This is a genomic window from Vagococcus salmoninarum, from assembly GCF_003987495.1.
Classification (GTDB): domain Bacteria; phylum Bacillota; class Bacilli; order Lactobacillales; family Vagococcaceae; genus Vagococcus_D; species Vagococcus_D salmoninarum.
This window is the reverse complement of the sequence record NZ_NGJU01000025.1, coordinates 13168-36621: the sequence shown is the minus strand read 5'-3', so window position 1 is coordinate 36621 and position 23454 is coordinate 13168. Positions and strand designations below refer to the sequence as shown.

Here is a 23454-nt window from a genome sequence, read left to right as displayed (position 1 = left end):
AGAAAATCAGTGTTTTCTCGGTCACAACATTTACAATGAGTGGGTGTATAAGTCAAAGTAGCAAAATAAAGGGTTGCAGTAACGCCTTTTATTTTTTGTTCAACGCATGCTTTTTCAGCAAATGTGATATTGGGGTCTTTTAAATTAAGTGATAATCGGATATAATCGTTATGAAACATATGAATTCTCCTCCCTGAATTGGTGTAAGCAACTTTATTCTAACTGGAAAGTTCATATGTTTCTATTTTTTTGCGTAAAAATAGGTGTGAATGAATCTCTTCATCCACACCAAAAATTATACAGCCCTTTTTTTGTGTAGGTAAATCAGGTGTATGTTACTTATTTTTGTTTGTTTGCCTAATAGTTAAAATTATTTTTGAGGATAAAAAAACTGGTGTAATGAAATTAGCTAGATTGATAAGGATCGTCTAACCCAAAAAAGTTAGAGTTAATAGAGACCGGAAAAGAAAATAAAAGAAAAACCATCTGACGAGTATCAGATGGTTTAAGGAGATTTTTATTTACTCTGGAGGAGTAAATAATGAAAAAGTTTTGTTAGGGTTGTTTATTAGTATGAGTTAATAATAGTCTACAAATGTGAAGAAATTATGATAAAGTTTTAGTAAGTAAGTGAACTTTTTGATAAGAAAAAAATTAAAGATGCAACTATTTCTTTAGTTAAGCGTCTACTAGGTATAAGGGTCAGAAAGGAGGCTAGTAGTTTTGACAATTGAGAACTACTTTCAAAAATATAGTCACCAGTTGTACGCCTATCTTTTAACGCATACGAGAGATCACTATACCGCTGAAGATCTCTTACAAGACACGTTCTTGAAAGCTTTTCTAGCGATTCAAGACAAGGTGCCGGAGAATATCGAAGCATGGTTAATGACGATTGCCAAGTATACGATGTTCGATTATTTTAAAAAACAGAGACGAATAACTATTCAAGCAGCTGATTTTTTTGCTAAACAAGCAGCCGATGGTCACGTTGAGGATCAATTACTAGCAGCCGACGATATTCAAGAAACAATTAGATTATTAGCAAAATTACCGAAAAAACAACAAAAGGCGATTGCAATCGTTCAAATTAAAGGATTTACTTATCAAGAAGCTAGTGAAATGTTAGGTGTCAGTGTCAATACGTTGAAGTCGCAAGTCAAACGTGGCAGAGAACAAATTAAATTATGGAAAAGAGAGGATGTTTAACATGAACAAATTAGACTATAAAGAAATTGAAAAATCAGCTCATAGAAGCAAATATACGCTTTACTTAAATTTACTGTATACAATTGTTTTTATAATGTTAGTGGCAATGGTTTTAAGTAAATTAACACCCAGAATTTATTATCAATACTTTGATCAAGATACTATCACCTTTTCAGAAGGTGAGAAACCCAGTTATTTGCCAACATCTAGTACAAACCATTACTCAGAACGGGAGATTTACCGCCAGAATTGGTATGAGCTGACACAAAATAATCGTTTACCAGGGGAAACTTACTTTATGCCAGAGCATAAAGCCTTTGGTAAAGAGCAAAGTCACAGCATTGTTAAAAGAATCGGCAATCAAGACTACGAAGTAGCAATGGTAACTGAAGACTATTTTTATGGTAAGGTGAATAATTTAACTTTTGAAAGCTTACAAAATGAACGACTTGTTAATTATAAATTTTATCCTGAACAAGAGTGGTCAACGAAACCGGAAAATCTAATTGAGCTACTAAGACATAAAGATAAGTTTGGTGTAGCTAATTTAGAAGTTGTTTTTAACTTACCAAAAACTAAGGAACAGCTAGCTGAACTAAAAGACGTAGCAACGGTTACAGTCATCCGGTATGGCGTTGACTATCCTAATTCAACGGCCTTTGGCTTTCCAGCGTTATATTTTGATGGTCAGACGGCTTTTGAAATGACAGAAGAACTTTTTATTGAAAAATTAGTCTATTTGAAGAACCATTATTCATTCTATGAAAACCTCTTATTAGATAATCAAAGCAATCAATCAAGTGCTAAAATAATAAACTCAAGTGGAAATGAAGTACCAATGATGCCAAGTAATCTTCGTTCACCTTTCAACTCGTTTTTAAACGGCAATCCTGTTAATTTTAAAGATGCCCAAGAGTTCATTGAGGATAACGGCATAAAATATGGCCGTTTGTTTCTAACTGGAAGAACAGATCAATTAGCAGATTGGCTTGAAAGCAATTTAGCAGAGCTGAAAAGTTTCAAAGTCGAAGAAATTCGGGACTGGAACGCTAGTTTAGAAGGGCGGAATGATTAAAATGTTAAAAAAAACGACATGGCTTGAATGGTTAATTAAAGGCGTGGCATTGATCGGTTTAATCACTATCGCAATGATAGTGAATGGAATGAATTCGACTTTGGTCAATCAGAGCGTTTTTAACAAAAATGTTTGGTTAATTACGATGAGTCTAACGACAATAATCGGAATAATTTTGGGGATTTTGAAAAAGCAGACTAGCTTGCTTATAAGTAGCATCTTTCCTCTTATTTTAACTATGCTTCATTTGATATTAAGAGTAATGTAGAGATTATTAAGCAATCCAAACCAGACTTTCTCTTAGATAGAAACGGTTAGTAAACCACTACTAAGAGAAAGTTTTTTAGCTATTTGAGTAAAGGGGTCGCTTAATTTTTAAAAAATAGTGAACATATTTATATAAAAATCAATTTTTTAGAATAAATTCGATCTCATTTATACATGAAAAACTGGCGTGTATAAATGAAGAAAGAAGAAGGAAATTGTGACCATAAAAAGTACTTTATTTATTTGTAAAGTTATATTATACTGCGCTAAAGACTGGTAATTAAGATTGAGGAGGAAGTTGAAAAGTGAAAACTTTAGTTGTTACTTTAGGAGCAGTGGCATTTTTTGTAAGCGCGTGTAATTCAGTCTCTCAGACCGACACCGAAAAAATGATAAGTAGTGAAAGAGAAGCCAAACAAGAAATTTTAAAATCAGATTATAGTATAAGTTCTTCACGTAATACCACGTCTAAGTCAATAGTTCAGGAAAATGAAACTACGTCATCGTCAATTATTCATGGAAATGAAAATAGTGAGAGTTTTCATTTTGATGTCGTTGAAAATTCAGAATTAGAATTTGATTTATTAAATTTTTTAGAGACAACTTATCCAATTGTAGATGCTCACTACGAGATAAGTCAGGGGGAATACGAGCCTCATCCAGTGTCAGTACTCATCGTTCCTGACACCACTGAATTAGTAACTGAATTTCTTGAAATACTAGCCGCTCAAGATGGTAATAATCAATTATATCAATATTATAGTGGCATTGCTTATGAAATTATCCATCTACCAATAGAATTAACTGGTGTTGTTATTGATGCAGTGGGGATATTTTCCGGTGAGGATAATTTATCACATATTTTTATCCAAACTTATAAGTGATAAATAGTATAGTAGTCAGATTTTCAGCTGAATCTTTACTAATTAAGTTTAAATAGGATTCTTATGTAATCATCATCGGAAGTACATCTACTAGTGGAGCGAGCACCTACACAGTGAGATCAGGCGATAACTTAGGTTCAATCGCATTAAGATTTTGTTTAACAGTGCAGCAGTTACAAAGTTGGAATGGCATTTCTAATCCAAATGCCATTAGAGTGGGACAAGTATTGAAAGTAAGAGCTTGATTATTTTAGAAATAATACCATTCAGAGTATGGTGGTCGTTTTTACAATCCATTCCACTAAAAAAGCCGTAACGCTAAACGTTACGGCTTTTTTATTTGGTTAAACTTAAACACGAACTATTTTTAATTTTATTGATGATTAGTACGATTTTCGCTTGATTGTGTAGTCGTTTTAGAGTTATAATTAATTTCGTTAAGTATAAAACGAAAGAAGGGTCCTTGTTGAATTATAAGTTAATCGTTAAAGGAACAGGATTTACTAGTCAGTCATTAACTACTGTGACAGTTTTAGAAGAATGTTTATTTTTTATTACTGAAGGAGGGCTAATTGACAAGATTGTTAATAAAAAACAGGCAAATTATGCAGAGTTAGTCGCAAAATACAGTCAACAAGAGAACTACTATGAATTAGGGGCAGGTCAATATTTATTGCCAGGGATGGTCGATTTACATATCCATGCTCCCCAATGGGCTCAAGCTGGTCGAGCTTTAGATTTACCATTACAAGATTGGTTACATCAATACACTTTTCCATTAGAAGCGAAGTTTGCAGATGTTGACTTTGCTGATCACGTTTATCGTGATTTAGTTGAGCAATTAATTGCCAACGGCACGACTACTGGCCTTTATTTTGCCTCGATCCATGAAGAAGCAAGTTACCGTTTGGCAGAGATTTGTGCTGAAAAAGGTCAAAGAGGCTTAGTCGGCAAGGTAGTGATGGATGATCATGAACAAAACCCTGATTTTTATCGTGATGGATCAACTGCTGAAGCTTTAGCCAGTACTGAAAGCTTCATTCAACGAGTGCAACAATTAAATAAAACAACAATCCAAGGGGTTTATCCAGTAGTGACGCCCCGTTTTATTCCTAGTTGCACAGATGAGGCTTTAGCTGGCTTAGGTGCCTTAGCTAAAAAATACGATGTTCACATTCAATCACATTGTAGTGAAAGTGATTGGGAGCACCAATATGTGGCAGACCGTTTTAGTAAAAATGATGCTTTTGCCCTCAATGATTTTCAGCTCTTGTCAGAGAAAGCAGTCATGGCTCACTGTAACCATTTAAGTCTAGCGGATCGGCAATTATTTGCAGAAACCGGGACAGCAATTGCTGCCTGTCCGATTTCAAATGCCTATTTTGCTAATGGGGTGTTACCAATTAAAGAAATCACGGATCAGCATAAGATTGATATCGGTTTAGGAACGGATTTAAGTGGCGGATTTTCAAGTAGTCTGTTTGACAATATTAAGCAAAGTGTCATTTCTTCACGGATGTTAGAAGATGGAGTAGATGTGGCTTTAGCAAGTAATGAGCGTGGTAAGGCTGATTCACGAATTACGTTGAATCAAGCTTTTTATCATGGAACAGCTGGTGGTGGTCAGGCCTTATCTTTACCAATTGGCCAGTTAGCAGAAGGTTATTTATGGGACGCTCTAGTGATTGATACTAAGTTAAGTAGTCATCCATTGCCCTTATTTATGGCTGATGAGGATTTATTAGATGTCTTTCAAACAATTATTTATTTAAGTCACAGTGAAAATATTATTAAAGTCTGGATTCACGGAGAAACTGTTAAAGAAACTAAGGGAGCGAACTAATGGCTGAAATAGCACAAACAATTCAACAAGAAAGTGAGATTAACACAGGTAGTCATTTAACAGTCGGACCAAATGACTCGGTTTCAACCTCACAAAGTATCTTTTTAGGGATTCAACACGTTTTAGCAATGGATATTTATGTGGTTCCTTTTATTATTGCTTCTATTATTGGACTAAGCAGCCAAGAAACGTCGATTTTAATTCAGTCGACCTTCTTAGCAGCAGGGATCGCAACAATTATCCAATCAGCCTTTTGTATGAAACTCCCTGTCGCCCAAGGACCATCATTTATTCCAATCGGTGCAGTTGCGGGAATCTACTTTGCTAACGGTAGTGGGATGACCGGTTGGAGTAGCGTTTTAGGGGCCTCTTTAGTCAGTGCGGTCTTATTAACACTTATTGGAATGACTGGTATTTTCAATAAAATTATTCGAGAATTCGTACCACCTTTAGTTGGCGGAACTATTATTTTTATCGTTGGCTTGTCTTTGATGCCAGTCGGTTTGAATGATAACATCTTTAACGGTGCCGGTGGGACAATTAATCAAAACATGCTCTTAGCAGTAATTGCTGCTGGTGTGTTAATTGGCAGTGTGATGTTGGCGGCGGTTTTTCCGAAAATTGGACGCTGGGTTAAAATTTCTTCCGTTATTTTAGCCTTAGTTGCCGGGACAGTCACGGCAAGTTTTATGGGAATGTTAGATTTAACGGCTGTTCAAGAGGCTTCTTGGTTCTCGATGGTGCAGCTGCCTTTTAAAGATGTTAGTTTTAGTTTTAATCCGTCGGCAATTTTAACAATGTTAATTATTTACATTGTTTTAATGGCAGAAACTACAGGCACTTGGTTTGCGGTCAGTAATGTCTGTGACGTTGAATTAACGGATAAACAAATCAATCGCGGGGTCTTAGGAGAGGGCTTAGGTTGTTTAATTGCTAGCTTATTAGGCTCAACACCAGTTACAGGTTATTCAACTAACGCCGGCATCATTTCAATTACCGGTGTTGCCAGTCGCAAAGTTTTCATTAGTGCCGGCATTTGGTTTATTATTTTTGGTTTCTCAAGTAAGTTATCAGCTTTAATCTCAGCCATTCCAGCGGCGGTCATTGGTGGGGTTTTCGTCATCGTCTGTGCGATAATTTCAATTAGTGGTTTAGAAGTCATGAAGAAAATTCCTTTTCACGAAAAAGAAACTTACGTCTTTGGAATTCCAATGGTTCTGACCCTAGCCTTAACGTTTATTCCAAAAGACTATGTCAGTGGTTTACCACAAATGCTTCAATATTTATTCAGTTCACCAGTGGCAACAGCTTCAATTGTGGCAATTATGTTGAATAAACTATTACCAAGTAAGAAAAGTGAAAGTTAAGAAAACAGCGCAACTATTTAATAGTTGTGCTGTTTTTATTATGAAAGGAAACAATAAGCTTGCCTAAAAGTAGTTTAGTTGCTAAACTACCTTTATGGATAAACTACTAAATAACACAACCGCAGAATTAGGAAAACTGATTCATCAGCTAAAAGAATTAGAAAAATTACCAATAATGATTCCAGGGGTAGGGAAAGTCAGCCCAAGTGAATTTCATTTAATCGAAGCAATCGGTAAAGGCCAAGCAGTCACCGGGTCTGATCTAGTCTTAGCTTTAAATATGACGAAAGGAGCTGTCTCACAGTTTGTCAGAGAGCTATTAATTAAGGAAATCATTCAACAACAGAGCGATGAATCTGATAAGCGCCTTAAATGGCTAAGCTTAACTTCTAAAGGGAAGCGCATCTATCAGGAACATCAGAAATTAGAAGGGAATGTCACAAGAGCTTTAGTAGCTGAGTTGAATCAAAATGAATTAAGTGGCTTTGTTAAAGGGCTAGAAATTTTTAATAATCAGTTAGCAGATCGGTTAACTAGAAGTAACGAGGGAAAAGCAGATGAAAAATAAAATAATGATAATCGGTGGTCACGGTCATGTCGGAAGTGTCATAACTAAAAATATAAGTCACAAGTATCCGGGAAAAGTTATCTTAGCTGGGCGCAACAGTCAAAAAATGGCTGATTATTTAGCTGAAAATCAGTTAAACTTAAAGACTCAAGTCTTTGATATTACTAAAGAACCTGACTTAGAAATGTTTGAAACAATAAAATTAGTCGTCGTGTGCATTGACCAAAAAAACACGAAGTTTGTTGAATTTTGTAATAATAATGCTATTGACTATGTGGATGTTTCAGCTAATAGTGCTTTTTATCATCAGCTAAGTCAACTAAATTTCAGTAAAAAGAGTTCAGTTGTTTACAGTGTTGGTTTAGCACCAGGTTTAACTAACTTAATGGCTCATGCGATAGCAAAAAAACTACCTAATTTTACTGAGTTAGCAATCAAGGTTATCTTAGGTTTAGGTGACAGCCATGGTGATGCAGCAATAGACTGGACGTTTAAACATCTAAACCAAGGCTATGAAATTAATGGTCAAAAAGTCAAACCCTTTAGTTTGAAAAACCAAGTCCGATTAGTGAATCATAAAGATTTACCAGTCTATAATTTCGATTTTTCTGATCAACATAGTTTAAAGCAAGTATGGCCAGAGCGCAAAATAATGACTTATCTTGGCTTTGACTTAGGAAGTGTGACTCATTCTCTCCATTATTTACAAAAATTGAAAGTCTTGCCTGTTATTGAAAATCCCAAAGTGATGTCCTTCTCAAAGAAAATTATGGCCAAAGGGTCCTTAGGGAGTGACAGTTTTGTCCTGCAAGTGACAGCAAGTGAGGGAAGGGAAGGCCAGTCTTTGACAGTTAGAGGCGCGAAGGAAGGGGTAGTCACCGGAGAAATTGCGAATGTTTTAATTGAGCGAGTCTATCAAAGTCAAGACAGTCTCGGCTTTGTCCAAATTGATGACTATTTAACTTTTGAAGAATTAGCCAAGGCATTGCCACAATTACAACTCATTGATTAAAATTAAGGTGGAGCTGGCTACTGTCACGCCTCTTTACTATTGTTTGAAAATTCAAATCCTTTCAATTCCCTAAAAAGACAATGAGAGACTTCTCAATTTCACAGACTGAAGTTGTTGCCCTTCAATAATCATGCTAGGATGAAGTAAGAAGTGTGGTAGCGCTTTCTTAAAGAAAGCTAACAATGATAGTGGAGGGTGGAAAATGATTTTATTTGATGAAATGCAAATTGGTGACTACGAACAAGTGATTTTTTGTCATGATAAATCGTCAGGTTTAAAAGGGATTATTGCAATTCATGACACGACCTTAGGACCAGCTTTAGGTGGGTGTCGGATGTGGCCTTATGAAAATGAAGAAGAGGCTTTACGGGATGTTTTAAGATTAGCCCGGGGAATGACTTATAAAAATGCGGCAGCCGGCTTAAATATTGGTGGCGGTAAATCGGTGATTATCGGTAATCCGAAAACTGATAAGAGTGAAAACTTGTTTCGGGCAATGGGTCGTTATGTTGAGAGTTTAAATGGCCGTTACATCATTGCAGAAGATGTGGGGACTACCGAGCATGACATGAATCAAATGTATTTAGAGACTGATTATGTGACTGGTAGCACTGCCCGAGCAGGGGCTTCTGGCAATCCAAGTCCGAAAACTGCCCTAGGGGTTTATTATGCTTTAAAAAGTACGGCAAAAGAAATTTTCGGTGATGACTCTTTGCAAGGAAAAGTAATTGCTGTTCAAGGCTTAGGAAATGTGGCTTACACAATGTGTCAGTTGATTCATGAAGAAGGTGGTCAGCTAATCGTGACAGATATTAATGAAGAGGCTGTTCAACGGGTGGTGACTGATTTCGGGGCTAAAGCTGTAGGTGTAGATGATATTTATGACGTTCAAGCAGATATTTTTGCCCCTTGTGCCTTAGGCGGCATTTTAAATGATACAACGATACCACGTTTAAAAGTCAAAGGGATTTGTGGTTCAGCCAATAATCAACTTGAAGATATCACCAAACATAGTCAACAACTCTTTACTAAAGGAATCGTTTACGCTCCAGATTTTATTGTCAATGCTGGTGGGGTAATTAATGTGGCCGATGAGTTAAGTGGCTACAATGAAGAACGGGCAAAGTTAAAAATTAAAGGGATTTACTATCAAATGGAGCAAGTCTTTAAAATAGCGAAAGCGGAAGGGATTACTACTGCGGAAGCTGCTGATCACTTAGCCGAAAAACGCATTTCAGAGATGTTAAATGTCAGAAGAACCTTTTTAAAAACTGAAAAATCAGTCATTTGTAAACGTTAATCTAGCGTAGGAAAGTAGGACTAATGAAGGGAAACTATTTCTTATAAATCATGAAAAAAGTCAATAATCTTAGACTCAAAATAAAATAGTGATAATTAGATGAAAATAGTCATGAAATAATGTATAATAGACTTGATAAAGGGGGTACTGACTCAGTACCCCTGTTTTTATAGTTCAAATTAACTTTAGTAAGGGAAATCCTGACTTAAATAAATGAACTCATGAGAAAGGAGTCTTTATGTTTTTAAATTACAAACCGACTTGGATGTTGGAAGCAATCTACCAACTTACCCCAGAGGAACTGGCAAAACATAATATTAAAGGAATACTGACGGATCTAGATAATACCTTGATTGCCTGGAATAATCCAGATGGCACTACGGAGTTGTTAACTTGGATTCAGGGGATGAAAGAAGCTGGCATACCAGTCATGGTTGTTTCTAATAATAAAGCCGAACGAGTTGAGCGAGCCATTTCTCATCTTGGGTTAACTTATGTTGCCCGGGCGTTGAAGCCATTTACAAAAGGGATGAATGAAGCAGCTGACAAGCTTGGTTTACCGAAAGAGCAATTAGTGATGGTCGGCGATCAACTGATGACGGATATTAAAGCAGCTAATAGTGCAGGTATTCCTTCAATTTTAGTGAAACCAATTGTTGCCTCAGATGCTTGGAACACTAAACCAAATCGGGCCATGGAAAAAGTTATTATGACCCATTTAAAGAAAAATCATACAGATATGAAATGGAGAAGTGAATTAGGATGAACGAAGAAATTCGTTGTATTGGCTGTGGCTCAGTCATTCAAACTGAAAATCAAGAAGGGTTAGGCTACACGCCGAACTCAGCTTTAGAAAAAGGTCTTGAAACAGGCAATGTGTATTGCCAACGTTGTTTCCGTCTCCGTCATTACAATGACATTCAAGATGTGGAACTAACCGATGATGATTTCCTAAGATTATTAAACAGCATTGGTCAAGAAGATGCCCTAATAGTTAATGTTGTGGATATTTTTGATTTTAATGGTAGTTTAATTCCCGGCTTACATCGTTTTATCGGAAATAATCCGGTATTATTAGTCGGTAATAAAGTTGATATTTTACCGAAATCATTAAAACGTGGCAAGATGACTCAATGGATGCGTGAAAGAGCCCATGAAGCTGGCTTACGGCCAATTGATGTCTTATTAACTAGTGCTAAGAAGCCTTTAGAAATGGAAAGCTTGCTAGAAACGATTGAAAAACACCGTCAAGGCCGTGATGTTTTTGTAGTTGGTGTAACTAACGTTGGTAAATCAACTTTAATTAATGGCATTATTAAAGCAACAGCAGGGGTCCAAGAATTGATTACAACATCGCAATTCCCTGGTACGACCCTAGATAAGATTGAAATTCCTTTAGATGATGGTAAGTTCTTAGTTGATACCCCAGGAATTATTCATAAATTCCAAATGGCTCATTACTTAGGCAAACAAGATTTAAAAATTATTGCCCCAATCAAAGAAATTAAACCTAAAGTGTATCAATTAAATGCTGGCCAAACGTTATTTTTAGGTGGCTTAGCTCGTTTTGACTTTATTCAAGGGGAACGTCAATCTTTCGTTAGTTATGTATCGAATGATTTAGATATTCACCGGACGAAACTCGAAAAAGCAGATGAATTTTATCAGAAACACGTTGGTGGCTTATTACAACCACCACGGCCAGATGAAGTTAGTGCTTTCCCTGAATTAGTTCGCTTTGAATTTTCAGTTAAAGAAAATACCGATATTGTCTTTGCTGGTTTAGGTTGGATCACTGTTTCAGAACCTTGTGTTGTTGCAGGGTGGGCGCCAAAAGGTGTCGATGTGTTAAGAAGAAAAGCTTTAGTATAGAATGAAAAGAGGAAGATCATGGAATTAAGAGGAAAACAAAAACGCTTTTTACGGAGTCAAGCCCATCATTTAAACCCAATTTTTCAAATTGGGAAAGGTGGCTTAAACAACGATATGTTAATTCAAATCGAAGAAGCCCTAGAAAAAAGAGAATTAATCAAAATTACGTTATTACAAAATACAGATGAGGTTGCCGAAGATGTGGCAGAAGTTTTAACGAAAGAAATTCGTTGTGACGTTGTCCAAATCATTGGCCGCGCTTTAGTTTTATTCAAACCATCTACTCAAGAAAAATACCAAAAACTATCAATTGATGTCCGTAAAATTTAATTTAACGAGAGGTGAATGATTGTGATGAAAAAAAGTCAGGCTGTGTTAATGGGAACCGAAACTGTTCTAGCAGAAAAGAAAGCCAAAGGTCACCGACGTCAAGTTGGTATTTTAGGTGGTAATTTTAATCCTGTTCATCAAGCCCATCTGATTATCGCTGATCAAGTTTACCATCAACTAGGATTAGATCAAGTCTACTTGATGCCTTCTTTTGAATCGCCTCACGTTGATCCTAAGAAAACCATTTCAGCAGACTTACGTTTGGAAATGTTAGCCTTAGCAACTGATTCTTCCCCTCAGCTGGGAATTGAGACGGTTGAGATTGAAAGAGCTGGTAAAAGTTACACTTATGACACAATGGCGGCACTAGTAGCTGCTAATCCGGAAACCGATTATTATTTTATCATTGGTGGGGACATGGTCGAATACTTACCAACTTGGCATCGTTTGCCAGAATTATTAGAATTAGTTCAGCTTGTGGGAGTTCGTCGTCCGAATTATCCAGTTACCTCGGAATACCCCATTATTTGGGTCGATGTGCCGTTAATGGAGCTCAGTTCCTCATTAATTAGAAAAAAAGTAGCAGAAAATTGCTCAATTAATTATCTTCTCCCTGAAAATGTGATAAAATACATTGATGAGAAGGGACTGTATCGAGATGACAACTAGTTCTGAGTTGGTTTATTCAACGTCTATCTGTCCTGTAAGTCGTCAACAGTTAATTGAATTGATGAAAAAAAGTCTTTCTGAGAAGCGGTTTAATCATGTCTTGCGTGTGGAAGAAATGGCCCTTAAATTAGCAGAACAGACTGGCGAATCCCTGGAAAAAGCCAGTATCGCTGCTTTAGTCCATGACTATGCAAAAGAGCGGCCGGATTCAGAGATGATTCAATTAATAAAGTCAGGGAACTTCGACCAAGAGTTAATCCAGTATGGCAATGCTATTTGGCATGGGATTCTTGGAGCAGAATTAATCGAAAGTGAATTAGGAATTACTGATTCAGCGATCAAATCTGCTGTTCGTCTTCATACAACTGGCGCCAAAGAAATGAGTTTACTAGACAAAATAATTTATGTTGCTGATTATATTGAATTAGGGAGAGTTTTTCCGATTGTTGAAGAAGCCCGTAAATTAGCTTTTGCGGATTTGGATCAAGCTGTTGCTTTTGAAACTTACCATGTCTTGTTATACTTAATGGAACGTAATCTTAAAATATATCCGAAAACGGTAGAGACCTATAATCAATGGGTTGCAAAAAAATAGGAGGGAATTATCATAGAAAGTAGTCAATTATTAGAAGTAGTAGTAAAAGCCGCAGATGATAAGCGTGCAGAAGACATCGTTGCTTTAGATGTTCAAGGAATATCTTTATTAGCAGATTATTTTGTCATTTGTCACGGTAACAGTGAAAAACAAGTAGGAGCGATTGTTGATGAAATAGCCGTTGCTGCTCGTTTGAAAGGCATTGAAGTTGGCCGTATTGAAGGAAAAGAATCAGGAAAATGGGTCTTAGCAGACTTAGGAGACATTGTTGTTCACGTCTTCCACTCATCAGAACGTGATTTCTATAACTTAGAAAAATTATGGTCAGATGCACCAATGGTTGATTTGACAACGATGGTCGAGTAATATGTTATACAAAACATTTGCCTTCGTCTACGATGAAGTGATGGACCCTTTTCTTTATGTGGCCTGGTTAGAATTTGCTAACCGCCACTTGCCTAAAGGGACTAAGCGAATTTTAGAATTAGCTTGTGGGACTGGTGCTTTAGCTTGCGACTTCGCTCGTGAAGGTTACGACGTCACTGCTCTAGATTTATCTGAGCAAATGCTGTCAGTAGCTAGTGAACGAGCCCAAGAAGAAGGGGTTGAAGTTCAGTTTGTCCAAGGCGACATGATGGATCTTTCAGAAGTTGGGACTTATGAAGCAATCACGTGTTTCTCTGACTCATTGTGTTATATGCCAGACCGTCAATCTGTCCAACAAGTTTTCGACTCAGTATATCAAGCCTTAGAAGAAGGTGGCACGTTTATTTTTGATGTCCACTCAATCTTCCAAGTTGATGAAGTGTTCCCAGAGTATAGCTATCATTATCAAACCGATGAATTTGGCTTCCTATGGGACAGTTATCCTGGAGAGAAGGATCATAGTGTCGAACATTTCTTAACTTTTTTTGTAAAAGAAAAAGAAGACGACAAAACCTTTGTCCGTCACGATGAGCTTCATCAAGAACGGACTTATTCAATGGAAAACTACTACACGATGCTTGAGAGTGCTAACTTTTATAACATTGAAATTTATGCGGATTTTTCTGATGAAAAACCATCTGAAAATACCACCCGCTGGTTCTTTGTTTGTAAGAAATAATAATGTGAAAAACCACTTAGACTTGCTAGTCTAAGTGGTTATTTTTTTGCTTAAGTAAGTTAAGATACTTGAAAAAGCTCATTGATTTTATATAATTGAGTTGAGAATTGGCTGGTGGATTTTTTAGGAGCAATCATTTAAGAAGGAGGAACTGATGAAGTTTTTAGCTGAGGTCACAAGTCTGATGGAAAAACTCACTTACTATGAACAATGTCGCAAGTTGAAAATCTGTCAAAATAGCTCATTGTTTAGTCGCAGTCTTAACTATTTATTAACCCTAAGAATTGAACAACTAAAAAAAGCCATTGCTAAACGAACGAATCAGTTGATGGAATGAACGAATCAATTAATCATGGGGCACCTAAAAGAGTTTCTTTTAGGTGTTTTTTATTGTGAAAAAAATATATAAGTTTCATCTTTTTTGAAAGTTGAGATAATCTAATCCGCATAAAGACTGTAAAGTGAAGAATACTATGATTCTAATAAGGTGTATTAAAATAAAAAGATTGTGATTAATTGAATTTGTTGTTGACTTTGTATGGAAATCGACTATAGTAGTACCTATAGGTAGCTACTATAAATATAAGGTGAAGTGAGGAAGTAGGATGACAACGATTAAGCAAATAATGAAAAAATTTGGCATTACTGAAAGCGAAACAGCAGTTTACGTAACTCTCCTTGAAAGTGGTAAACTTTCAGGATATGAAGTGAGTAAACGGTCAGGTGTTGCTCGATCTAAAATTTATAATCTTTTAGAAAATTTAGTCACTAAAGGCTTAGTAATTGTTAATAAAACCGAACCGAAACTTTATCAAGGACTCTCACCAGAAGAGTTTATTCAGAACTTAGAACAAAGTGTTCAACAAGATATTACTAATCTAAATCACCAGTTACAAAGTATTAAAGAGGAAAATGCAGACGATGATCTATTATGGAAAGTTGTTGGTTATGAAAATATTCAAAGTAAGGCGAATTATTTAATCCAAAAAGCTCAAACAAGTCTTTATATTCAAATTTGGGAACAGGATTTAACGCCTGAACTAATTGCTAATTTAAAGGAAGCGGAAAGTAAGTTAGAACATTTTGTTTTAATCTTATTTAAAGAACATGACACCTTTGAATTGCCATTTAAACGCTATTATAATCATGGGTTTGAAGAGAAGAAACTGCTGGATTTTGGTAATCGCTGGCTTAATGTGATTAGTGATTCAAAAGAAGTTTTATTCGGTGATTTTAACTTTTCAATCAAAGAAGTTGAAGCGATTTGGACAAAAAATAATGCCATGAAAACTTTAGCGAAAGAATATATCAAGCACGACGCTTATACCTTGAAAATAATTGATCAATTACCTGAGCCTTTAAATACTAAGTATAACGGCGATTTAAACCAATTACGTGATATCTACTAAAACAGTAAGGGGTTTGAATAATGATAAAGAATGTATTACTTATATTGATAATAGCGATTAACAGTTACTTTTTGTTTGTATTTGTGAAAGATGTAATTAGTCATAAAGAAGAGGTTAAAAAAGAGCAAGCGAGTAGTAAAATTCTTCCTTTTAGCGCCTTTATTATGTTTTTTTTATCAACCTTTGGCATTTCAGATTTTGCTATCGGTAGTGTTTTATACCCGAAATTAAATTGGGTATCTATAAAAAAATTACCAGGAACGTTAAATACCCAGTGTGTGATACCTGTGGCCACAATGGCGTTATCTTATATAACTTCGATTGAAGTTGGGATTAAAACCTTAGTTGTTTGTATTGTTTGCCAAGTTATCGGGGCTTACATTGGTCCGAAATTTGTTGTTAAATTACCTGAACGTACAATTAAGATATTTGTCAGTATCGGTTTAATCGTCGCTGCCATCTTAATCTTTGCTGGTCAAATGAACTGGATTCCTTCAAACGGGACAGCCACTGAATTATATGGCGGGAAACTAATTTTAGCAGGTTTTTTATTATTCGTTTTTGGGGCATTGAACAATATTGGGATCGGTTCATACGCTCTAACAATGGTTACAGTCTATATGTTAGGTCTAAATCCTGCAGCGGCGTTTCCAATTATGATGGGGGCATGTACGTTTTCAGTTCCTGTTGGCAGCGTGCAATTTGTTAAATTTGGTGAATACAGTCGTAAGATTACGTTATTCGCTGCGACCTTTGGGGTACTTGGGGTCTTATGTGCTGTCTTTTTAGTCAAGTCTTTAGACACAGTAATGTTGAAATGGGTCGTTATTTTAGTCCTAATCTACAGTGCCTATAGTATGATTGCGTCACTAATCAATGCTAAAAATAATCCGGAAGTCGTAGGTGAAAATTAATGTTAGTTTTAACTAAAGCAGATGTTGAACAATGTTTTTCAATGAGAGATGCGATTGAGGCAGATAAAGCCGCCATGATGATTTACAGTAAAGGTCAGGCAACAGTGCCCTTAAGGACTAATTTAGCTGTGCCAGAAGCTAATGGTCAAAGTCTCTACATGCCAGCCTATGCTACAGATCAAGAACAATATTTAGGGGTTAAAATAGTCTCTTCTTATCCTAATAATCTTGAAAAAGGCTTACCGACTATTCCAGCAACGATGGTCGTCCTTGATCCAGCAACAGGTATTGTCGATGCCTTAATTGATGGCACCTATTTAACCCAATTAAGAACGGGGGCGATTCAAGGTGCGGCAACAGAGTTAATGGCTAATGCCGATGCTGAAATTGGCGCCTTAATCGGCACAGGTGGCCAAGCCCAAGGTCAACTAGAAGCGATGTTAACGGTACGTGAGTTTAAAGAAATTCGCATTTTTGATGTGGATCAAGAACGAGCAAAAGCTTTTGCTCAAGCAATGACAGAAACTTTTACTAATTTCAAGGCAACCTTCATTCCTTGTGCAACAGCGCAAGCCGCAGTCAGTGGTGCTGATGTCATTACGACAGTGACAACTTCAAAATACCCAACTTTTGCTAGTGAAGATGTCAAAGCTGGAGCTCATATTAATGGCGTTGGTGCTTATACGCCGGAAATGAAAGAAGTGCCACGAGAAATCATCAAAAAAGCTGATTGTGTTATTTTTGATACAATGGCTGGCGTCCTAGCAGAAGCCGGGGATTTTATTGAACCATTAGCCGCTGGTTTTGTTGAAAAATCGGCTTATCAAGGTGAGCTAGGTCAATTACTTTTAGCAGAAATTAAAGGCCGTCAAAAGGGGACAGATATTACCATTTTTAAAACAGTTGGTTCCGCCGTTTTAGATGTCGTATGTGCCCAAGAAATAGTTAATAAAGCGCGAGCATTAGGGATCGGCCAAGAAATTACATTATAAATCTTACTTAGGGGAGGTGTGACAACAGTCGCACCTCTTTTTGATTAAGGAAACAAAGGATAGGCAATCGGTTTTTTTATTTGCTAAAATTAATTATTCGCAAAACTGAAAGGATGATTAGTTTATGAATGAAAAAGCTCTAAGGAAACTGAACCTTAACCGGACGATGCCGATTTTTGATTGTGATTACCAGCTATTTGATGAGGCTTTAGAGTTTTACCAAGGCTTAGGTTTCAGCCTGACTTATTACCAAAAAGCCCCTTATCGCTTTGCCTCTGTTGAAAAAAAGGGCATTGGAGAATTTGGTTTTTATGGTGTCAAAAACTTTCAAGAAGTTGGCAAAGTTGGCGGTTGTTATATATATGTTCCGAATATCAAGGAAGTCTATGAAGAATTAAAAGTGAATTTAAAAGCTTATTATGGAAAAAACCCTCGTAAAGGTCAGCCCCGTTATTCAAGATTAAATCAAACGGCGGAAGATTGGCGAGTGAACATTACAGATTTTTCTGGCAATAGCATTATTATCGGCCAAGTTTTCGGTGACTCAACTAAGTTAATGACAGCAGAATCGACGCGGGTTAAAGCTCTTTCTTCAAAATTCGAAAAAGCTTATCTCCAAGGCTATCGCTTTGCTTATTCGAAAGAAGACTTTAAGGCAGCTCGCAATACCTTGGAATCAGCCTTTAATCGCTATCAGCAAGATGCCTCACAAGAACTGCTCTTTCAAGGCCGTGTCTTACAAGCTGAGGTTTTCAGTGCTTTAGGCCAGAAGGCACTCGCCCAAGCAGCCTTAGAAGCAGCTGACACACTCCTTTTATCGGCACCACTAGTCGAAGAGGTTGGGGAATCTTACCAACGTTTTCTTGAAATTCAAGAGGAGTTAGCAGGGGACTTTGGTGATTGAGTTCTAACAATCACGTGGCTCTGTGAAATTATCATCAAAAACACTTTTATTCTTAACTTAATCATAAATAAGATTGAAAGGCTTTTTCGATTAGGATATAATGTAAAAGTCGGAACTTTGATTGTTTTTTCACAAAAAAATAATTAGTTCCTTTCTTGAAAGTAATGATGTTAATAGTAGAAAGTAGGAAAAATCGATGGGGAAACAACAAACGATGGACGGGAATACAGCAGCAGCTTATATTTCATACGCCTTTACTGAATTAGCCGCAGTTTATCCAATAACGCCAAGTTCAACTATGGCTGAACTTGTCGACGAATGGTCAGCCCAGGGCAAAAAAAATATCTTTGGTCAACCAGTTAAAGTTGTGGAAATGCAATCAGAAGCCGGGGCGGCAGGGGTTGTCCACGGGTCACTAAAAACGGGCGCCTTAACAACGACTTATACAGCCTCACAAGGGTTATTATTAATGATTCCTAATATGTATAAAATTGCTGGTGAGTTATTACCAGCCGTCTTTCATGTGGCAAGTCGGGCAGTGGCGACTAACGCTTTAAGTATTTTTGGCGATCATGGCGATGTGATGGCCGCTCGCCAAACTGGCGTCGTGATGTTAGCGGAAAGTACTGTCCAAGAAGTGATGGACCTTTCAGCTGTTGCCCATTTAGCAGCCATTGAAGGCAGTTTGCCAGTGATGAGTTTCTTTGATGGCTTTCGGACAAGTCATGAAATTCAAACCGTTGAAACAATTGCCTATGATGATTTAGCCAGTTTAGTCAACCAAGAAAAATTAATGGCTTTTCGAAACCGTAGCATGAATCCTAACCACCCCCATATTAGTGGCACAAACCAAAATGCTGATATTCATTTCCAACAACGGGAAACAGTTAATCAACATTATTTAGCAATTCCTGGCATTGTTAAAAATTACATGGCGGAAATTAATAAAATCCGTGGCACTAATTATGACTTAGTTAATTACTATGGTGCTTCAGATGCCACGGAAGTCATTGTGTCCATGGGCAGCGTGGCACCAGTCGTGGAGCAAACTGTAGATTATTTGAATGGGCAAGGTCGCAAAGTCGGTCACCTCAACATTCATTTATACCGGCCTTTCCCAGTAGCGGAATTTTTAGCTGCCTTACCTCAGACAGTCACTAAAATGGCTGTCCTCGATCGGACAAAAGAACCCGGAGCAGGTGGCGAACCCTTATTATTAGACGTTCAAAGTGTCATGTACGACAGTGAGATTCATCCTTTAATTATTGGCGGTCGGTACGGTTTAGGTTCTAAAGATGTTACCCCAGATCAAATTGTTAGTGTCTATGATCATTTGTTATTACCAAAAGAGCAAGTCATTTCACGTTTTACAATTGGAATTATCGATGATGTGACTCACTTGTCATTGCCTGCCTTGCCGAAGTTAGACTTAACGCCAGTTGGCACCTACCAAGGGAAGTTTTGGGGCTTTGGTTCAGATGGCACAGTTGGCGCGAACAAGTCAGCCATTAAAATTATTGGTGATGAAACAGAGCTGTTTGCCCAAGGGTATTTTTCTTATGATTCAAAAAAATCAGGTGGCTTAACGATGTCTCATTTACGTTTTGGTCCAGAGCCGATTAAGTCTGCTTATCTCGTCGAAGAAGCGGATTTCATTGCTTGTCATAATCAGTCATACGTCTTTGCTTACGATGTTTTAAAAGGGCTGAAACCAGGTGGAACGTTCTTATTAAACACTAGCTGGCAAGAAGAGCAATTAACGACTAATTTACCTACTAAGTTAAAAAAAGAATTAGCGACTAAAAAGATTAATTTTTATGTGATTAACGCCGTGGAAATTGCCCAAGAAAATGGTTTAGGGCGACGGATTAATACGGTTATGCAAGGAGCTTTCTTTAAGCTAATGGGGATGATGCCTTACGAGGAAGCAGTGGCTTTAATGAAAAAAGAAGTCATTAAAAATTACGGTAAAAAATCACCGAGTATTGTCGCTAAAAATCACCAAGCCATTGATGATACTGTGGCTCATTTAAAGAAAATCACGATTCCTAGTGAGTGGGCTGACTTAACGGAACCAGTTAAAAAACTTCGGGAGAATGTCCCTTCCTTTGTCTTTAATATTGTGGAACCAGTTAACCGCCAAGAAGGGGATGGGTTAAGTGTTGGCAATTTAAAAGCCGCTGGCATGACCGATGGACGTATGCCTTTAGGAACAGCAGCTTATGAAAAACGGGGCATCGCTTTAGAAGTTCCTGAGTGGAATGTTGACCGCTGTACAATGTGTAATGAATGTGCCTTTGTCTGCCCTCATGCGGCAATTCGGCCGTTCTTAGCTGATGAAGATGAATTAGAGGAAGCGCCAGCCGGCTTTGTTGTCCGGGAAATGCGGGGAGCGGATGGCTTGATGTATCGGATTCAAGTCTCCTTAGAAGATTGTACTGGTTGTGGTCTCTGTGTGGAAGCTTGTCCAGCAAAAGGCAAAGCCTTAGAAATGAAACCTTACGAAGACCAAAAAGCTGAGGCACTAAATTGGGCCTTTGCCATGACTTTAAAAACAAAAGAAAACCCGATTAAAAAAGGCTCAATCAAAGGCTCTCAATTTGAAAAACCCTTAATTGAGTTTTCCGGTGCCTGTTCTGGCTGTGGCGAAACCCCTTATTTAAAATTATTAACTCAGCTCTATGGGGACCGCTTAATGATCGCCAATGCGACAGGTTGTTCCTCAATCTTTGGCGGCGCAGCTCCTAGTACTCCTTATACAACGAATGACTTAGGACAAGGACCAGCTTGGTCGAACTCGTTATTTGAAGATAATGCTGAGTACGGCTATGGTATGTACTTAGCTAATAATGGGAGACGAGAACATTTAGCAACTGAGATGACTAGGGCTTTAGAAGAGTGTCAACTATCTGATGATTTACGCAAGTTAATGGCAGACTGGTTGGAGCACCTCTTTGATAGTGAAGGGACTCAACAACGCTCTCAGAAGTTGAAACACGTATTAGCTGAGGAAAAAGGACAGGAGCCACTATTAACTAAAATCTATGACCAAAATGATTTATTTGTTAAACCAAGTCAATGGATGGTTGGTGGCGACGGATGGGCTTACGACATTGGCTTTGGCGGTATCGACCATATTATTGCTAGTGGGGAAGACGTTAATATTTTAGTCATGGATAATGAAGTTTATTCAAATACTGGTGGTCAAAAATCGAAAGCGACCCCAACCTCAGCCGTCGCTAAATTTGCTTCAGAAGGTAAGCGGGGTGGGAAAAAAGATTTAGGTGTGATTGCTATGAGTTACGAGCATGTTTATGTGGCACAAATCGCCTCAGGAGCTAATCCGACTCAAACGATTAAAGCCCTTGAAGAAGCTGAGAAATTTCCTGGGCCTTCATTAATTATTGCTTACACCCCTTGTATTGCCCATGGTATCGCTGGTGGGATTACGTTACAGCAAACAAAAGACGCTGTGGCTACTGGTTATTGGTCCTTGTATCGCTACAACCCTTTATTATTAGCGAAAGGCAAAAATCCGATGACCTTAGATTTTAAGAAACCAGATTTTAGTCAAATGAAAGAGTTTATGAAATCAGAAACCCGCTTTTCAACTTTAGTTGGGATTGAACCTGAAATATCAGAAGATTTATTTGATCAAACAGTTGCCAATGCTAAATCGCGATTTTATCGCTATGCTCGGATTGCCGGTCAAGAAGAAAAAATCCGTGAAAAGTTAGAAAAAGTAAAAGAATAATAAGTAAAAAGGTGTGAGAAAAGTCGTTTAAATACAAGTACTTCGTTGTCCCTGTCTCTAATGACTAAAGTCATAAGAGGCACGGCTATTGGAAATAAAGCCACACAATCAGCTCTTTTGATTGTGTGGCTTTATTGAAATTATCGTGCCTTCAACGCTTAGCAGTTGTTGAGAGCGAAGCTATTTGACTTTTGGAACCCGTTTATCAAATAATGTTCGTCAAAAAGAGTCTATTTTCAACTTTTTCTTGCACCTCTCTTTTTTCGTAATAATTTTGACAGAGGGGCGGTAACGTGATAAAGTAGTTTTATTGAGTAAACGTTTACGTTGTTTCGGAAAGAGGTGAAGTAATGGGGATTTCGATGGTTGAAGTCGCAGCGAAAGCGGGAGTCTCAGTTGCCACTGTTTCAAGAATTATGAATGGTAAAACTGGTTTTAGTGAAGAAACTCGCTTAAAAGTCGAAGGTGTGATTGCTGAGTTAGGCTATCAAAAAAATGAGCTAGCCAGTAGTTTAAAACGGAATAATAGTCAAACCATTGGGGTAATTATCCCGAGTATGACAACAAATTATCATGGCTTAATTGTTGATGGCATTGAAACGAAGGCCCGAGAAGCAGGCTATTCCGTTTTACTTTCTCATAGTGGTAACGATGGAGAATTTTTAGCACAATCGTTACAAACATTAGGTGAACGGCGAGTCCAAGGGATTTTATTAGTGTCAATTCAACCTAGTCAAGATGAGTTAGCTTTATTAAATAAACTAAGAATACCGTACTTATTTATTTCTGCTAGTTCACCAAAATTAAGTTATCCTTACGTTAAAATTGATGATTACCAAGGGGCTTTTGAAGTGACTACGTATTTGATTAGTCAAGGTCACCAACAAATTGCCTTTGTAGGGGCAAACTTAAATGATCAAGTTGCAGGAAAACCACGACTCTTAGGTTATCAAGCTGCCTTGAAAGCCCAAGGACTTGTCAGCCAACCTGAGTTAGTTCTTTCTGGTGATTTTGGCCTAGAGAAAGCCAAACAGGGGATGTTAGACTTGTTACGTAAAAAGTTGCCAGTGACGGCAGTATTCGCTGCTAGTGATGAGGCTGGAATTGGTGTTATCAAAGCTTGTTTAAGCCAAGGCTTGCAAGTTCCTAGAGATATCTCAGTTTGTGGGTTTGATGATTCCCAAACAGCCCTTTTAAGTACCCCTGAGTTAACGACTTTACACCAACCTTTAGAAGAGATGGGGGAAAAGAGCGTCACTAAGTTAATTGCTGTTTGTGAAGGACAGGGAAGTTTAACGAGTGAAATCTTTCCCCATCGCTTAATTGAGCGGCAATCAGTTAAAACACTTTAAGAAGTGTTTCACTGTAGTTTCAGGTTAAACGTT

22 protein-coding genes and 1 pseudogene are annotated in these 23454 nt (G+C 37.5%); all 23 read left to right on the top strand.

The genetic code is table 11. The features are described 5' to 3' along the window. The first annotated feature begins 723 nt into the window (after positions 1–723). Positions 724–1209 carry an RNA polymerase sigma factor gene (locus tag CBF35_RS13400; protein ID WP_126782070.1) on the top strand — a complete coding sequence of 162 codons (486 nt, stop codon included), beginning with the start codon at positions 724–726 and terminating at the stop codon, positions 1207–1209. Position 1210: 1 nt separating this feature from the next. After that, positions 1211–2284: a hypothetical protein gene (locus CBF35_RS13395; RefSeq protein WP_126782068.1), complete on the top strand. Its 1074-nt coding sequence runs from the start codon at positions 1211–1213 to the stop codon at positions 2282–2284. After that, a complete protein-coding gene (locus tag CBF35_RS13390; protein WP_126782066.1) occupies positions 2277–2552 on the top strand; it encodes a hypothetical protein in 276 nt (91 codons plus the stop codon). Before CBF35_RS13395 ends, CBF35_RS13390 begins: the two co-directional genes overlap by 8 nt. Positions 2553–2856: 304 nt before the next feature. Continuing rightward, positions 2857–3435: a hypothetical protein gene (locus tag CBF35_RS13385; RefSeq protein WP_126782064.1), complete on the top strand. Its 579-nt coding sequence runs from the start codon at positions 2857–2859 to the stop codon at positions 3433–3435. A 466-nt stretch (positions 3436–3901) separates the two neighbouring features. Then, on the top strand, positions 3902–5278 hold the full coding sequence (guaD, locus tag CBF35_RS13375; protein WP_425330189.1) for a guanine deaminase: 1377 nt from the start codon (positions 3902–3904) through the stop codon (positions 5276–5278). After that, the gene (locus tag CBF35_RS13370; RefSeq protein WP_126782060.1) at positions 5278–6645 is read left to right on the top strand and encodes a uracil-xanthine permease family protein; all 1368 of its coding nucleotides are present in this window, start codon (positions 5278–5280) and stop codon (positions 6643–6645) included. The genes guaD and CBF35_RS13370 overlap by 1 nt, the downstream gene beginning before the upstream one ends. Before the next feature lie 94 nt (positions 6646–6739). Next, the gene (locus tag CBF35_RS13365; RefSeq protein WP_126782058.1) at positions 6740–7213 is read left to right on the top strand and encodes a MarR family winged helix-turn-helix transcriptional regulator; all 474 of its coding nucleotides are present in this window, start codon (positions 6740–6742) and stop codon (positions 7211–7213) included. Then, on the top strand, positions 7203–8225 hold the full coding sequence (locus CBF35_RS13360) for a saccharopine dehydrogenase NADP-binding domain-containing protein (protein WP_126782056.1): 1023 nt from the start codon (positions 7203–7205) through the stop codon (positions 8223–8225). Before CBF35_RS13365 ends, CBF35_RS13360 begins: the two co-directional genes overlap by 11 nt. A 202-nt stretch (positions 8226–8427) precedes the next feature. Beyond that, entirely contained in the window at positions 8428–9525 is a 1098-nt protein-coding gene (locus CBF35_RS13355) for a Glu/Leu/Phe/Val dehydrogenase (RefSeq protein WP_193990728.1), read from the top strand. Positions 9526–9763: 238 nt separating this feature from the next. Next, on the top strand, positions 9764–10291 hold the full coding sequence (locus tag CBF35_RS13350; protein ID WP_126782054.1) for a YqeG family HAD IIIA-type phosphatase: 528 nt from the start codon (positions 9764–9766) through the stop codon (positions 10289–10291). Next, a complete protein-coding gene (gene yqeH, locus CBF35_RS13345) occupies positions 10288–11397 on the top strand; it encodes a ribosome biogenesis GTPase YqeH (protein ID WP_126782051.1) in 1110 nt (369 codons plus the stop codon). The genes CBF35_RS13350 and yqeH overlap by 4 nt, the downstream gene beginning before the upstream one ends. An 18-nt stretch (positions 11398–11415) precedes the next feature. Then, a complete protein-coding gene (gene yhbY, locus CBF35_RS13340) occupies positions 11416–11727 on the top strand; it encodes a ribosome assembly RNA-binding protein YhbY (protein WP_126782049.1) in 312 nt (103 codons plus the stop codon). A 48-nt stretch (positions 11728–11775) separates the two neighbouring features. Further along, on the top strand, positions 11776–12396 hold the full coding sequence (locus tag CBF35_RS13335) for a nicotinate-nucleotide adenylyltransferase (RefSeq protein WP_126782072.1): 621 nt from the start codon (positions 11776–11778) through the stop codon (positions 12394–12396). Further along, complete coding sequence (yqeK, locus tag CBF35_RS13330) at positions 12386–12991, top strand: bis(5'-nucleosyl)-tetraphosphatase (symmetrical) YqeK (RefSeq protein WP_228026024.1); 606 nt, start codon at positions 12386–12388, stop codon at positions 12989–12991. The genes CBF35_RS13335 and yqeK overlap by 11 nt, the downstream gene beginning before the upstream one ends. Positions 12992–12997: 6 nt before the next feature. Further along, on the top strand, positions 12998–13357 hold the full coding sequence (gene rsfS / locus CBF35_RS13325; RefSeq protein WP_193990804.1) for a ribosome silencing factor: 360 nt from the start codon (positions 12998–13000) through the stop codon (positions 13355–13357). A gap of 1 nt (position 13358) precedes the next feature. After that, a complete protein-coding gene (locus CBF35_RS13320; RefSeq protein ID WP_126782043.1) occupies positions 13359–14096 on the top strand; it encodes a class I SAM-dependent DNA methyltransferase in 738 nt (245 codons plus the stop codon). Between the two features lie 154 nt (positions 14097–14250). Further along, positions 14251–14433 (top strand): hypothetical protein, encoded by a 183-nt coding sequence (locus tag CBF35_RS13315; protein ID WP_126782041.1) that lies wholly within the window; start codon positions 14251–14253, stop codon positions 14431–14433. A 268-nt stretch (positions 14434–14701) separates the two neighbouring features. Further along, a complete protein-coding gene (locus tag CBF35_RS13310; protein ID WP_126782039.1) occupies positions 14702–15505 on the top strand; it encodes a TrmB family transcriptional regulator in 804 nt (267 codons plus the stop codon). A 20-nt stretch (positions 15506–15525) separates the two neighbouring features. After that, positions 15526–16419: a sulfite exporter TauE/SafE family protein gene (locus CBF35_RS13305; protein WP_126782037.1), complete on the top strand. Its 894-nt coding sequence runs from the start codon at positions 15526–15528 to the stop codon at positions 16417–16419. After that, entirely contained in the window at positions 16419–17411 is a 993-nt protein-coding gene (locus CBF35_RS13300; protein WP_126782035.1) for an ornithine cyclodeaminase family protein, read from the top strand. The genes CBF35_RS13305 and CBF35_RS13300 overlap by 1 nt, the downstream gene beginning before the upstream one ends. A gap of 124 nt (positions 17412–17535) precedes the next feature. Beyond that, complete coding sequence (locus tag CBF35_RS13295; RefSeq protein ID WP_126782033.1) at positions 17536–18315, top strand: VOC family protein; 780 nt, start codon at positions 17536–17538, stop codon at positions 18313–18315. A gap of 196 nt (positions 18316–18511) precedes the next feature. Continuing rightward, positions 18512–22066: pseudogene (gene nifJ / locus CBF35_RS13290) on the top strand (pyruvate:ferredoxin (flavodoxin) oxidoreductase); the annotation flags it as partial. Between the two features lie 353 nt (positions 22067–22419). Then, positions 22420–23421 carry a LacI family DNA-binding transcriptional regulator gene (locus CBF35_RS13285; protein WP_126782029.1) on the top strand — a complete coding sequence of 334 codons (1002 nt, stop codon included), beginning with the start codon at positions 22420–22422 and terminating at the stop codon, positions 23419–23421. Positions 23422–23454: the final 33 nt, after the last annotated feature.